The 13,796-nt window shown below is 40.2% G+C and carries 11 protein-coding genes; 9 read left to right on the top strand and 2 right to left on the bottom strand.

Features of this window, described 5'->3' with window-relative positions:
• Positions 1–21: 21 nt before the first annotated feature.
• The 4 genes from OSJ91_RS10935 (at position 22) to OSJ91_RS10950 (ending at position 5,462) form a co-directional block, all read left to right on the top strand.
• Entirely contained in the window at positions 22–1,500 is a 1,479-nt protein-coding gene (locus OSJ91_RS10935; RefSeq protein WP_350302233.1) for a M81 family metallopeptidase, read from the top strand.
• A gap of 24 nt (positions 1,501–1,524) precedes the next feature.
• The gene (locus tag OSJ91_RS10940) at positions 1,525–3,150 is read left to right on the top strand and encodes an N-acyl-D-amino-acid deacylase family protein (protein ID WP_485891543.1); all 1,626 of its coding nucleotides are present in this window, start codon (positions 1,525–1,527) and stop codon (positions 3,148–3,150) included.
• A 60-nt stretch (positions 3,151–3,210) separates the two neighbouring features.
• Positions 3,211–4,440: an MFS transporter gene (locus OSJ91_RS10945; protein WP_485891544.1), complete on the top strand. Its 1,230-nt coding sequence runs from the start codon at positions 3,211–3,213 to the stop codon at positions 4,438–4,440.
• A gap of 446 nt (positions 4,441–4,886) precedes the next feature.
• Positions 4,887–5,462 (top strand): hypothetical protein, encoded by a 576-nt coding sequence (locus tag OSJ91_RS10950; protein ID WP_350302236.1) that lies wholly within the window; start codon positions 4,887–4,889, stop codon positions 5,460–5,462.
• A 156-nt stretch (positions 5,463–5,618) separates the two neighbouring features.
• Here the strand turns inward: OSJ91_RS10950 and OSJ91_RS10955 are convergent, their stop codons facing one another.
• Entirely contained in the window at positions 5,619–6,035 is a 417-nt protein-coding gene (locus OSJ91_RS10955; protein WP_413016975.1) for a PaaI family thioesterase, read from the bottom strand.
• Between the two features lie 1,808 nt (positions 6,036–7,843).
• Between OSJ91_RS10955 and OSJ91_RS10960 the strand changes: the two genes are divergently transcribed.
• The 5 genes from OSJ91_RS10960 (at position 7,844) to menC (ending at position 13,583) form a co-directional block, all read left to right on the top strand.
• Entirely contained in the window at positions 7,844–8,698 is an 855-nt protein-coding gene (locus OSJ91_RS10960) for a MurR/RpiR family transcriptional regulator (protein ID WP_350302238.1), read from the top strand.
• A gap of 34 nt (positions 8,699–8,732) precedes the next feature.
• Entirely contained in the window at positions 8,733–9,863 is a 1,131-nt protein-coding gene (locus OSJ91_RS10965; RefSeq protein WP_485891545.1) for an amidohydrolase, read from the top strand.
• A 35-nt stretch (positions 9,864–9,898) separates the two neighbouring features.
• Positions 9,899–11,383: an amino acid permease gene (locus OSJ91_RS10970; RefSeq protein ID WP_485891546.1), complete on the top strand. Its 1,485-nt coding sequence runs from the start codon at positions 9,899–9,901 to the stop codon at positions 11,381–11,383.
• 156 nt (positions 11,384–11,539) lie between these two features.
• Entirely contained in the window at positions 11,540–12,370 is an 831-nt protein-coding gene (locus OSJ91_RS10975; RefSeq protein WP_485891547.1) for a GNAT family N-acetyltransferase, read from the top strand.
• A 97-nt stretch (positions 12,371–12,467) separates the two neighbouring features.
• Positions 12,468–13,583 carry an o-succinylbenzoate synthase gene (gene menC, locus OSJ91_RS10980; RefSeq protein WP_485891548.1) on the top strand — a complete coding sequence of 372 codons (1,116 nt, stop codon included), beginning with the start codon at positions 12,468–12,470 and terminating at the stop codon, positions 13,581–13,583.
• A 26-nt stretch (positions 13,584–13,609) separates the two neighbouring features.
• Here the strand turns inward: menC and OSJ91_RS10985 are convergent, their stop codons facing one another.
• On the bottom strand, positions 13,610–13,732 hold the full coding sequence (locus OSJ91_RS10985; protein ID WP_350302243.1) for a hypothetical protein: 123 nt from the start codon (positions 13,730–13,732) through the stop codon (positions 13,610–13,612).
• Between the last annotated feature and the right edge of the window lie 64 nt (positions 13,733–13,796).

The raw sequence follows: 13,796 nt of genomic DNA on the forward strand, positions 1-13,796 counted from the left end.
AGTGAAGAAAGGGGTAATTTTATGAGAATAGCAATCGGTCAGTTGGCCCATGAAACGAATACGTTTTCTCGAGTAAGAACGACAGTCGACTTATTTAAAGTCTGGGAATGGACCCAAGGAGAGGAACTTCTCGAAAGGCATACTGATGTATTAGATTATTTGGGTGGGATGATCAATCGGGGAGAAGAGTTGGGGATTGAAATTGTGCCGACCTTTGCAGCCATGGCCAATCCTTCAGGAACGATAACACAGGAAACGTTCCAAAAAGCAAAAAATCTATTAATATCTAGCATTATGAATTCTGGCAAACTGGATGGGATTTGTCTATTTCTTCATGGAGCAGGAGTAGCAGAAGGAATTGACGATATTGAAGGTGAAATTTTATCGGAATTAAGAAGCATTTTGGGATCAGAAATACCAATTGTAGTTGCTTTGGACCTGCATGGCAATATTACGGAAACCATGGTTAAAGAAGCTAATGTACTACTCGGCAATATAGATTACCCTCATACGGATTCCTATGAAAGGGGGACTGAAGCGATTGATTTAACTGCTCGCATCATTCAAGGGAAAGTAAACCCGGAAATGGCTCTAACGAAATTACCATTACTTATCCCTACTACAACCTCCTACTTTTCTCCGATTAAAGAAATCAATGAATGGTGCGAAGAATGGGAAAAGCATCCTGAGGTGCTTGATTGCACCTTATTTCACGGCTTTCCCTATTCAGATATCCCTCACGCAGGAGTTTCTGTAATTACCATTACGAATAATGAACCCTCTTTAGCACAAAAAATTTCAGATGATATAGCTGTTAGAATTTTTGAGAAGAAAGATGAATTTTTTCCTATATTACCGACACCAAAGAAAGCCATTTCATATGCTTTCTCCCGAACTGAAATGCCAATCATCATTAATGAAGCTTCTGATAACCCTGGTGCAGGTACACCAGGCGATGGGACCTTTTTATTGAAAGAAATGATTGAAGCAAACATTCCAAATAGCTGCTTTGGATTTATTTTTGATCCGGAAGTAGCAAAAATGGCCCATAAAGAAGGTGTGGGTTCCCTAATTCATGTTGAATTAGGTGGTAAAACAGATACATTACATGGTAACCCTCTAAAAATATCAGCTTATGTAAAAAGCCTTTCTGATGGCAAGTTTATTCAATCCTCACCGATGTGGAATGGAAGCAAAGTGAACTTGGGGAGAAGTGCAAGATTAACGGTTGGAAATGTGGATATCATTGTATGCTCTGTAAATTCACAGACGTTTGATGAACAAATTTTCCTCCTACATGGAATAGATGTTGAGAAATCAAGTATTGTTGGTTTGAAATCATCACACCATTTCCGGGCAGCCTTCATGCCTATTGCTAAAGAAATAATAACGGTTGACTCGCCAGGGTTAAGCAGTGCAAAGTTATCAACCTTTGATTACAAGAATATAACCAGACCGATTTACCCTTTTGATTCTATTTTGAATCATCTATTAGTCTAACTAACATAAAAAGGATGTGATCAAATGCTAGACGTGATAATAAAAAATGGAAGGGTTTATGATGGAACAGGGAACCCTTGGACTAAAACTGACATTGGAATAGAGGATGGGAGAATTACTATTATCGGGAATTTAAGCAGCGAACAGGCTGAGCAAATTATCGATGCCAATGGGTTGGCAGTTTCACCAGGATTTATTGATCCACATGTCCATTCCGATTTACTTTGCACCGTTCCGGAAGTTCATAAAATAAAGGCACTTCAGGGTGTGACTACAGAATTATTTGGACAGGATGGCATTTCTGTCGCTCCTGTATCAGAAGAAACAAAGCCGTTATGGCAAAAACAATTAAGTGGACTAAATGGCGATATTGGGGAGTGGCCATGGAATAGCATAGATGAATATTTTTCATTTCTAGAAAAGTCAAAAATAATAGGCAACGCAGCTTACCTGGTACCTCATGGCGCGGTTCGTTCCTTGGTCATGGGATTTGAGGATAGAGTGGCTACTAAACAGGAACTGGAAAAAATGCGTTTGCTGGTCGAGGAAGGAATGCGTATGGGAGCAGTAGGCTTGTCCTCAGGATTGGTATATCCCCCAAATGTTTTCTCCAATAAGGAAGAATTGATTGAAATATGTAAGGGTACCGCGAAATATGACGGCTGTTTCGTTGTCCATATTCGGAATGAAAGCATTCATTCTTTATCAGCTTTGGATGAAGTCATAGATGTTTCCAGACAATCCGGTGTAAGATTGCATATTTCCCATTTTAAGATAATCGGCCAGGGAAATAGGGATAAATTTAAGAAAGCACTGGACAAGATGAATGCCGCTAGACAGGAAGGTATTGAAATTACCTTTGATCAATATCCATATTCAGCCGCTTCAACCGTTTTTCATGCCATACTTCCACCTTGGATGCATTCAGGGGGAACGGAAGAAACGCTGATACGATTGAGTATTCCAGAAATCAGAAAAAGAATCTCAGATGAATTTAAAACAAACACAGAGTATGAAAATTGGGTTTTGAATTGTGGCTGGAAAAATATCATTATTACATCCGTTCAAACGGATTCTAATAAATGCTTAGAAGGTAAGAACATGATTGAAATTTCAGAAATTAGGCAACAATCCCCTGAAGATGCCGCATTTGATATTCTCATTGAGGAAAAAGGGAATGTAGCAATGGTTATTCATTGGGGCTTTGCGGAAGATGTTTTGCTGAGTATGTGTCATCCACTACAAGTGGTGGGATCGGATGGGATTTTTGGAGGTAAGCCGCATCCTCGATTATATGGGACATTTCCGAGAGTATTAGGCAAATATGTTAGGGAAGAAGGAGCTTTGACGCTTGAACAAGCGATTCGTCGAATGACAGGTGCTCCTGCGCAGTTAATGAGATTAAAGGATAGGGGGTTAATAAAAGAGGGATATCAGGCAGATATTGTTATATTTGATCCCGAAATAATTAAAGATCGAGCTACATTTGAAGAGCCGCTATTAGAGCCTGAGGGCATACATGTGGTTTATATAAATGGGAAATTAACCGTTTATCATGGGGAATACACAGGAGCACGAGATGGAAAGGTAATTAGAAGGTTCCAAAGTTCAAAAATAGATAAAGTGGCAACATTTAGGATCGATAGATAATCCCTATCAATTCGCCTATGGAAAGAAAAATGAAGGATTAGTAGAAAAGGGAGGAATAAGATGAAGCGTTACATTGGAGGGTCCCAAAATAAGCACTTTATATTATTTTTGCTGTTCGTTGGTTATCTGGTTGATTATTTGGATCGGATGGTCATGAGTGTGGCTGTTGTATCTATTAAGGAAGAATTTAATTTGGATGCTGCCGCTGTCGGGGCAATCTTGAGTAGCTTCTTCTTATCCTATGCTATCATGCAAATACCAGGAGGGTGGCTAACGGATAAACTGGGTTCCAGAAAAGTCTTAATATGGTCCATCATTGTTTGGTCTGTTTTTACAGTATTTACCGGTTTTGCCTGGTCTCTTATTTCGTTACTTGTTATACGTTTTCTCTTCGGGCTTGGTCAAGGAGGGTATCCTTCCGCTTCCCAAAAGGGGATTGCGGATTATTTTCCCCGAGAAGAAAGGCCAAAGGCTTCTGCTTACTTAATGTCATCCAATTACTTTGGGATGGCACTTGCCCCACTGGTGGCCGCGCCGATGATATTATTTATGGGCTGGAGAAACATGTTTTATGTAATCGGGTTGCTAGGAATATTGTTAACGATAGCTTTCTGGGTATATTTTAAACCAAAAGAAAGCACTGCTTCAAACAAAACATTAAAAGAGAATAGTGTTCCCATGAAGGAATTACTGATGAATTCTGGCTTGTGGAAAATAACTGTGATGTGGTTTGCTGCCGGAATAGTAAATTGGGGACTTTCTTCCTGGATTCCATCCTATTTGATGGAAGCTAGGGGGATGGATCTGTTGTCCATGGGTTTTTATGCAGCGTTACCGGGTATCTCAACTGGAGTTGCTATGTTGTTCAGCGGATGGCTTCTTGACAGGTTTTTTAATAACTTGGAAAAATATTATGCGGCATTTGGCATGCTTATGTCAGGGATATTCCTATATATGATGTTTACCTCGACTTCCATTGTAGCAGCTATGGTATATTTGAATCTTTGCATGGTCTTTAAAAGTTTTGCCTTTACAGTTGCTTTTGCTTTGCCGCATAAAATCATGTCTAAACAGGTTATCGGTTCCGCAATGGGAATAATTAATATGGGGGCACAGGCAGCAGGATTTATATCACCACTTGTCATGGGCTTTATCATTACACTAACAGGTTCTTACAACGGGGCTTTTTGGTTCTTAATCGCATGTTCCGCAATTTCAATCATCGCTGCGCTTTCCATTAAAAAGAATAATCATATGGAGCAATCAAAAGATGTAGACTTATTAGCATAACACTTGAAAAATTCTTCTTCATACTTATCAAAAAACAATATGAAAATTCAAAAGCCCCGGATAAACTACCCCGGGGTTTTTGAATTTATTTAAGAAGACTTCAAAAAATAAGCATTTTTATCTCACTCTATTCCTTCATTGGAATAAGTGTAGTGTTTTTTTCCAGGTCCTCAGCTACAGTACAAGCCGTTTAATAATAAAGTCATACTATATAATGAAGGGGAAATCTTGAAAAACTGAGAACATAATCGGTAATGGATCCATGGATGCTGGAAATGGTTTAGGAACGACAAATAGCATACCCATACCTATGAAAATTCTTGCCGTTCATGAAACTGCTGCAAAAATCTTTTCCTTATTATTGATTCTTCTATGTACTTGTTTTTTCATCCCTGGAAACCCATCTCTCTAGTAACAAATATTAAAAAAAAGGAGACGTTTAGGGAATGTTATGGCCTATTAACAATGGTGAGGCAAGGATACATCAGACGAATAAGAGTACAATGCTGTCCCGGCAAGAGATAAAAGCCATTGAGTCCTGGATATCTCAAATGGGGAAATTCCAATTTTATAAAACAGCTGGACAAAAAATGTCTTCTGCCAAAAAAACGCTAAGGTTCAAGTATAAAATCATTGGGCATGGATTTAACCGAGTTGTCTATGATTTAAATAATGGCTATATATTAAAAGTTGCATTTTCGGAAGTAGGATTACTAAGCAATGCAAATGAAGCTTATATATATAATAACTGTAATGAGAAAGTCAAAAAGTATTTTTGTCCGGTTAAGGAGCATGGGACGGGCTGGATTATCATGAAGAAGCTGGACACGAAAGTGCCGTTTGCAATCAATGAATATACGAAACTGATCAAGTTGGAATTAAAACTCCTGAAGTACGGGATTATCCCAATAGATTTACGATTGGATAATGTCGGATATAACGAGAATGATGAAATGGTCGTCATTGATTACGGTCTGTTCACCATGGATCTCAAAAGCCCTTTGCTGCGATGGTTAGTTTGATGATGGGGATACTTCAAGTAAATATATAATGGAGCTCACAATGAAGTAATTAGGCGAAGCGGTAAATCTTGTGAGCCGTTATTGATTTACCGAATTATCTAAATGAAAGAAGCATGTTACGAAGGGATTTTTTGTGCAACATGCTTTTTTTTCGGTTTAAAGGACCATAACTGATGACACGACACTTGCCACTTTTTTATCATTTTGAAATAAATCTGCAAGTACATAAGCTGTTTTTTTTCCAATTCGGTCTACTTTTGCTTCGACCTGTACGTCTCCTAATCTTACTGGCCGATGAAAGGTAGTATGTAAATCAATCGATGCGAAGGATTGTCCGATGCTTAATTTAGATGAGATCGCATAAGCCATTATAATATCTGCTGCAGAAGTGACAAATCCCCCCATTGCTACACCATTTCCGTTTATGAATTTTTCATCCACTTTCCATAGTCCCCTAGCAATTCCATCCTGTGCATGATTTGCTTCAATCTGCAACGTTAAATCACAATTCGGAGGCTGTTTCCCCTCCGTTATAACCTGCAAAAGTTCGTGTCCTTTAGATGATTCCCCCATTAAATAGCCCCCCTTGAATAAGTTGAAACTACTGAATATTCTAACATATATCTTAATGTCAATGAAGTTGTTAACTTTACAAATAAAGTAATTAGAGACCCGAACCAAGAAATGTAATTTGGTGGTGGATTTGATTTCCACTCCAGGCACTCGCTTTCCGCGGGCGGTCTGGGGAGCCTCCTCGGCTTGCGCCTGCGGGGTCTCTCCTAGACACGTTTTTCCCGTAGGAGTCTCGCACCTTCCGTTCCAATCAACGGGAACGTTTATTAAGAAAAAAATGTAGGCTAGCCTCATCACGAATTATTTTTAGACTGAATTATCCTTCAAGTTTTTTTACTGTAATAAATAATAGCTGTTTTCGCATACTTTGTTGCTATTTACTAAGTAGTGCGGTGTGGTTGATTTCCCCTCCAGATGCTCGCTTTCCGCGGGGCGGTCCCGGGAGCCTCCTCGGCTTGCGCCTGCGGGGTCTCCCTAGACGCGCTTTTCCCGCAGGAGTCTCGTACCTTCCGTTCCAATCACCTGGAATTTTTTTTTTTGAGGGTTTGTAAAATTAGAACGTTGATTTCCCCTCCAGGTACTCGCTTTCCGCGGGCGGTCTCGGGAGCCTCCTCGGCTTCCACCTGCGGGGTCTCCCCTAGACACGTTTTTCCCGCAGGAGTCTCGCACCTTCCGTTCCAATCAACGGGAACGTTTATTAAGAAAAAAATGTAGGCTAGCCTCATCACGAATTATTTTTAGACTGAATTATCCTTCAAGTTTTTTTACTGTAATAAATAATAGCTGTTTTCTTTGTTGCTATTTACTAAGTAGTGCGGTGTGGTTGATTTCCCCTCCAGATGCTCGCTTTCCGCGGGGCGGGCGGTGAGCCTCCTCGGCGTAAACGCCTGTGGGGTCTCACCTGTCCCGCTGCTCCCGCAGGAGTCTCGCACTTCCGCTCCAATCAACCTTAAATAGTTTCGTTTTAAAAACAACAATCTTTACGAAAAGAGCCTAAATAATAGATTGAAGAAATTTGCGACACTCCTGCCGAAAAACTGGCTAGCCTAGACCCCACAGACGCTTGCGTCGAGGAGGCTTGGCAGGCAGTCGGCAGAAAGGGAGCGGATTTCAGAAATCACAGGGAACGTCCATTAAGAAAAAACTCTAGGATAGTCTCTTCCCGAATTATTTTAAGACTGGATGATCCTTCAAGTTTTTTTACTATAAAACTTTATGGATTGAAGAAATTTGCGACACTCCTGCCGAAAAACTGGCTAGCCTAGACCCCACAGACGTTTGCGTCGAGGAGGCTTGGCAGGCAGTCGGCGGAAAGGGAGCGGATTTCAGAAATCACAGGGAACGTCCATTAAGAAAAAACTCTAGGATAGTCTCATCCCGAATTATTTTAAGACTGGATGATCCTTCAAGTTTTTTTACTATAATTCTTAATGGATTGAAGAAATTTGCGACACTCCTGCCGAAAAACTGGCTAGCCTAGACCCCGCAGACGCTTGCGTCGAGGAGGCTTGGCAGACAGTCGGCGGAAAGGGAGCGGATTTCTGAAATCAACGGGAATTTTTAAAAAACGGCAGGCAAAACGGTCTTTTATTTGGATTTGTCTACAGTCTGCTTTCTTAATAGTCATTTTTTTGCTTACTATCTGATAGGCAAATTGTTACTAGAATTTTGAAGTTAATAATTATCAAAAAAATCAAAAAATCATCTTCTTTTTCTAATTAAATTGTGATAGTGTATAAAACAAAGAAGTATTACCTTCATCATTTTGTTAAAAAGAAGTATTTGATTCACCAGAAAGGAGTGACATTGTGGAGAATCTACCATTTAAATTATTAGTGAAAGAAAGATTTGACCATCTATCGACAGGTCAAAAAAAGGTTGCCGCTTACCTGATTGAAAATTTGGATCAAGCTGCCTTTAAAACGGCTTTTCAAATTGGTCGGGAAGCGGAGGTCAGTGAAACGACGGTCATTCGGTTTTCCTATTCTTTAGGATTTGAAGGGTTTAGTAAAATGCAGGATAGAATTCAAAAACAGCTGCTGCACCAAAATCAAACGGATATATCCAATAGTGATTCCATTCTTAGCATTGATGACAAGCAAGATCCATTTACCAAAGTGATAGAAAACGAAGTTCATATTTTAAGGCATCTATTAGATCATACGAACGTTCAGGATATATGGAAAGCGGTCGATGTCCTGATACAGGCTGACCAAATATTAATTGCAGGGCATCGGATTTCCCATGCTGCTGCCTATTGGTTCTCCTATACGCTAAGTTCATTAAGGGAAAATGTAAGTTTATGTTCTCCAACAGGTGACTTCTATGAAAAGTTTTGTAATCTCACTAACAAGTCTGTGATAGTTGTTTTTTCCCTTCCAAGATATGCGAATGAAACATTAAAAGTTGCGGAGTGTGCAAAAGAACAAGGAGTTTGTTTAATTTCAGTTACAGACCGCCTCCTGTCACCTGTTGGCCGCATCTCTGATATTGCACTGACAACTGAAGAAAACGCAGAAACCGGAACGAATTCAATCGCTTCCGTCATTAGCTTATTGGACTTGGTTATTGCAGGCATACATCAAAAAGACGCAAAACGGATATATACCCACCAGCAAAAATTAGAAGGGCTATATTCAAGTTATGAAGTGTTTAATGAATGAGTTTAAATTCATGTAAAGGGGGAGGTGCATCATTATGAACCCGATTCAATATATTGATCAGCATCAAGAATTATTGTTAAAGTCCTATCATGACCTGCATTCCTTGGCTGAGCCAAGCTGGCAGGAGAAAAGGACGTCTAGCTATATTTTAAAATGTCTTAGGGAAGCGGGAATAACCGTAAAAACATTTCAGAGTCATTATGGAATCATTGCCGAGATTCCAGGCTTCTCAAAAAAGGTTGTGGCATTAAGGGCTGATATGGATGCGCTTGTTCAGGAAGTAGATGGAGTTGTAAAGGCAAATCATTCATGTGGACACGACGCACATAGCACAATGGTTTTATATACAGCATTGGCCATTGCCTCCAGCGGAATCCGGCCTAAACACACTCTCCGATTTATATTTCAGCCTGCGGAAGAAAAAGGGGAAGGCGCTCTTCAACTGATCAATGATGGCGCGTTGGAGAATGTTACATATTTATTCGGGATACATGTAAGACCCAGTACGGAAGTTCCTTATATGAAGGCTTCCCCCGTCATTGTCCATGGCTCAGCCGAAACAATAAGGGGAACAATCAAAGGCATTCAGGCCCATGCATCTCGTCCGCAAGATGGAATAAATGTAATCGAGGCAGCAGCTTTGCTTGTCCAAAAATTACAGCAGATTAATCTGGAAACCGAAACTCCTTATTCCATCAAAATGACTCAATTTGAAACAAACAACAAAGCATCAAACGTTATCCCGGAAACAGCTGTCTTTGCTATTGATGCCAGAGCGCAGTCAAATGATGTAATGAATGAACTGAATCGCTTAACGAAGGATGCTATTGACCAGACAATGGAACAAACTGAAACATCCATCTCCTGGTCTGCGGAAGAATATGTCCCCGCTGCGACCTTGCATGAAAAAGCGATAAAGCTGGCTGAGGCCGCAATAGAAGATATCCTCGGGGCGGAAAATGTCGTTCCGGTCTGTGTTTCTCAAGGAGGCGAGGATTTTCATTTTTATACAGCCAAAAATCCTGAATTAACAGCAACCATGATAGGGTTAGGCTGCGATCTAACGCCTGGTCTGCACCATCCGGATATGATGTTTAATTTAAAAGCACTTATCTATGGAACGAAGATTTTAATTAACACAGTAATGATGACGGCAGGAGAATAAAATTTTAAACAAAAAAATTAATGAAGGGGTGTTTTATGGAAAATACCGCACAAACATCACAAACCGGGGACCAAACAGCTGCTGAAGAAAAACAACTGGAGCGAAAACTCAAACCAAGGCATCTTTCCATGATCGCAATCGGCGGAACCATTGGAACAGGGCTATTTTTAGCAAGCGGTTCCATTATTCATACTGCGGGTCCTGGAGGAGCTGTAGCTGCCTATATAATTGCCGGAATCATGGTTTACTTCCTGATGACAAGCTTAGCCGAAATGGCTGCCCTTATTCCTATCACAGGCTCTTTTAGTACCTATACATCAAGGTTTGTCGATCCGGCATTGGGATTTGCGATCGGTTGGAACTATTGGTATAACAATGCAATCGTAGTCGCGTTGGAATTAGCAGCCTCCTCCCTTATTATGAAATATTGGCTGCCTTCTGTTCCGGGCATCATTTGGAGCGCATTATTTCTTGCACTCATATTTGGCCTGAATATTTTATCGGTAAAAGGATATGGAGAATCAGAATTCTGGTTTGCCATTATAAAGGTTTTGACGATTATCATCTTTATAGCAGTAGGGTTATTAATGATTGTAGGAATCATGGGAGGGGATGCCGTAGGTTTTGAAAATATCACCAAAGGGGAGGCACCGTTTAAGGGAGGCTTTTTATCCATTATAAGTGTCTTTATGGTGGTCGGGTTTGCCTTTCAAGGCACCGAGTTAGTAGGAATTGCAGCCGGCGAGAGTGAAAACCCGAGAAAAAATATACCAAAGGCCATTAAGCAAATCTTCTGGAGACTGCTCTTGTTTTATGTATTGGCAATAATCGTGATTGGATTTTTAATAAGCTATAATGATCCGCGTTTGTTAAGCTCGGATATTGAAGATATTGCGGTAAGTCCCTTTACGCTAGTTTTTCAAAACGCAGGGCTTGCCATCGCTGCCTCCGTTATGAATGTGGTCATTCTTACTTCCGTTCTTTCTGCGGGCAATTCGGCCATGTACGGGGCTTCTCGCGTGCTTTGGGTGCTGGCGAAAGAAGGCAAAGCCCCTTCGTTTCTAAAAAAAGTGAATTCAGGCGGCATTCCAGTGAATGCTGTGTACTTTTCTACCATCGTTGGGATGGCAGCTTTCCTGACCTCTTTTTTCGGTGAAGGTTCGATTTACAATTGGTTATTGAATGCTGCAGGATTATCCGGCTTTTTATCCTGGTTAGGAATTTCGATTACACATTATCGATTCCGGAAGGCATATATTGCACAAGGAAGAGATTTAAAAGATTTGCCTTATGTATCAAAATGGTACCCATTCGGTCCAATATTAGCGACATTTTTATGTGTTACGGCTATCCTGGGACAAAATTACTCTGCTTTTTTCGGCCCTGAGATTGACTGGTATGGAATTTTAATTTCTTATATCGGGCTTCCATTATTTTTACTGGCTTTTCTAGGTTATAAAATCGTAAAGAAAACAAAAATGACTCCATTGCAAGAGGCTGATTTCAGTAAAGTGGAATAATTTCTTTTGTTGAAAAATAAGAGAGTATTTCGTAAACATAAAGTATTTAAATGATAGCTCCAGTGCCTTGCACGATAAGCCGTCAGCTGTTGAACTTACTTGTCCATCTTATGTTGGGTCGATCAAGGCGCTTGTGCTTTTCATAGGAGGTTAACCATGACGAATACACATGAAATTGCAATTCGTTCTCTTCATCGAATTGAAGAGCTAGAGGAAGTAAGAAAGCTTGAATCCGCCATTTGGGGAGAAACCGACTCAATCCCTTCACACCAAACCATAACTGCTGTGAAAAACGGCGGTTTGGTTATAGGAGCTTATTGCGAGGAGAAGCTGATTGGATTTCAATATAGCTTTCCGGGATTCAATGGGCAATCAGCCTATCTTTGTTCACATATTCTGGGGATTGATGAGCAATATCGCAACAAAGGTATAGGGGAAAAGTTAAAGTCAGCACAACGTGAGGAGGCGATAAAGCTCGGCTATTCCCTTATTACCTGGACATACGATCCATTAGAAAGTGTTAATGGGTACTTAAATATAGCCAAGCTTGGCGGGGTATGTTCCACTTATATACCAAACTGCTATGGTGAAATGGAAGATCTTTTAAACAGCGGAATTCCTTCTGACCGCTTTCTTGTCGAATGGCATATTGGTAAAAAGGAGAAAACGGATTCTAGCGGACAGGGAATGCCGTTGGACTTTATGATAGAAAACTCGCTTATCCAATGGGATGCCATTGAAGAGGGAGTGCCTGTTCCTTCTTTCACTCTTCCGCTGCCTGAACAAGAATGTGATACAGCTTTTGTGGCCATTCCAAAGGACTTCCGAACAATAAGAGTCACAAACATTCAAGCGGCCAATGAATGGCGGATGAAAACGAGGGACATTTTTACCGATTTATTTCAGCAAGGATGGCAGGTAACAGATTTTATGAAGAATTCCATGAAGGAAATTCCCGTTCAGTTTTATGTGCTATCAAGGAAATAAGCAGGTTTATATGTAAATATGAATTAACAATAAGCTGCTGTCAGCAATTGAAAAAGACGGGGGTAAATAGTTTTATCCTCAAAAGGAGAATCTACTAGTGAAAATTAAACAAGTTATTTTAAGGCATCTGAAGCTTGACTTGCTTCACCCCTTTACTACTAGCTTTGGGACGGAATACAATCGCGATTTTATCCTTGTGGAAGCAAAAAGCGATGATGGCATTTCCGGTTGGGCTGAATCGGTTGCGATGCTCGACCCTCTGTATAATGAAGAGACCTTAAAAACAAACTGGCATATACTCGAAGATTATCTAATTCCAATTATCCTTAAAAATGAAATCAAGCATCCTGATGAAATTTCCGAAAAATATTTCACCCATATTCGCGGCAATTACATGGCAAAAGCCGCTTTAGAGGGTGCTGTTTGGGATCTGTATGCTAAAAAACAGGGTGCTTCTCTTTCAAATGTGTTAGGTGGAACAAAAAAGAAAATTGAAGTGGGGGTAAGCATCGGAATAAAGGATTCGATTGATTCGACCCTAGATATAATTGAAGCTCGACTCGGTGAAGGCTATAAACGCTTTAAACTAAAAATCAAACCGGGCTGGGATGTTGAATTAATAGACAAGGTCCGAAAAGTATATCCTGAAATCCCGCTCATGGCAGATGCAAATTCAGCTTATACCTTACAAGATATAGACCGGTTATCCGCCTTGGATGATTTTAATTTAATGATGATTGAACAGCCGCTTGCCTATAATGATATCATTGACCATGCAGATTTACAGTCAAGGTTAAAAACACCTATTTGCCTGGATGAAAGCATTCACTCATTAGAGGATGCAAGGAAAGCTATTAAATTGGGCAGCTGTAAAATTATTAATATCAAGATTGGCCGTGTCGGAGGTTTGACTGAATCCAGGAAAATCCATGATTTATGTCTTGAACATGAAATTCCGCTATGGTGTGGGGGTATGCTGGAATCAGGCATTGGAAGAGCTCATAATATTGCAATCACATCACTGCCAAACTTCACTCTTCCCGGCGATACCGCAGCTTCCTCCCTCTATTGGGCAGAAGATATTACCGACCCTGAAGTTACAGTGGAAAACGGAATAATCAGTATTCCAGAATTGCCCGGTATTGGCTTTGAACCAAGCATGGAAAAAATCAATAAGTATACTATACACAGTCAAACCTATCATTTAAGTTAGAATGTTGATAGAAACGGCTAGTGTAGTTACTTCCTGCAGCATCTATTTTCCTTACATAAAGGCATGATTCCCGAAAAAGGGAGCATGCCTTTTTTTTCTGCAATCCATTTGCCATTCAAAAAATATATTGTAATTCGACTTTCTGACATGTATTGAACTCCTTTATCCAAGTTTCGTATGAAGTGGTTTGCGTTATGAGATCTACTTTATCTA

It is taken from the genome of Bacillus sp. T-10(2022) (genome assembly GCF_056502895.1).

Coding starts and splice junctions, on each gene's coding strand:
- OSJ91_RS10945 (WP_485891544.1), top strand. CDS start 3,211: ATGAAGCGTTACATTGGAGGGTCCCAAAATAAGCACTTTATATTATTT.
- OSJ91_RS10970 (WP_485891546.1), top strand. CDS start 9,899: ATGGAAAATACCGCACAAACATCACAAACCGGGGACCAAACAGCTGCT.
- OSJ91_RS10950 (WP_350302236.1), top strand. CDS start 4,887: ATGTTATGGCCTATTAACAATGGTGAGGCAAGGATACATCAGACGAAT.
- OSJ91_RS10955 (WP_413016975.1), bottom strand. CDS start 6,035: ATGGGGGAATCATCTAAAGGACACGAACTTTTGCAGGTTATAACGGAG.
- OSJ91_RS10975 (WP_485891547.1), top strand. CDS start 11,540: ATGACGAATACACATGAAATTGCAATTCGTTCTCTTCATCGAATTGAA.
- OSJ91_RS10940 (WP_485891543.1), top strand. CDS start 1,525: ATGCTAGACGTGATAATAAAAAATGGAAGGGTTTATGATGGAACAGGG.
- OSJ91_RS10935 (WP_350302233.1), top strand. CDS start 22: ATGAGAATAGCAATCGGTCAGTTGGCCCATGAAACGAATACGTTTTCT.
- OSJ91_RS10965 (WP_485891545.1), top strand. CDS start 8,733: ATGAACCCGATTCAATATATTGATCAGCATCAAGAATTATTGTTAAAG.
- OSJ91_RS10985 (WP_350302243.1), bottom strand. CDS start 13,732: ATGTCAGAAAGTCGAATTACAATATATTTTTTGAATGGCAAATGGATT.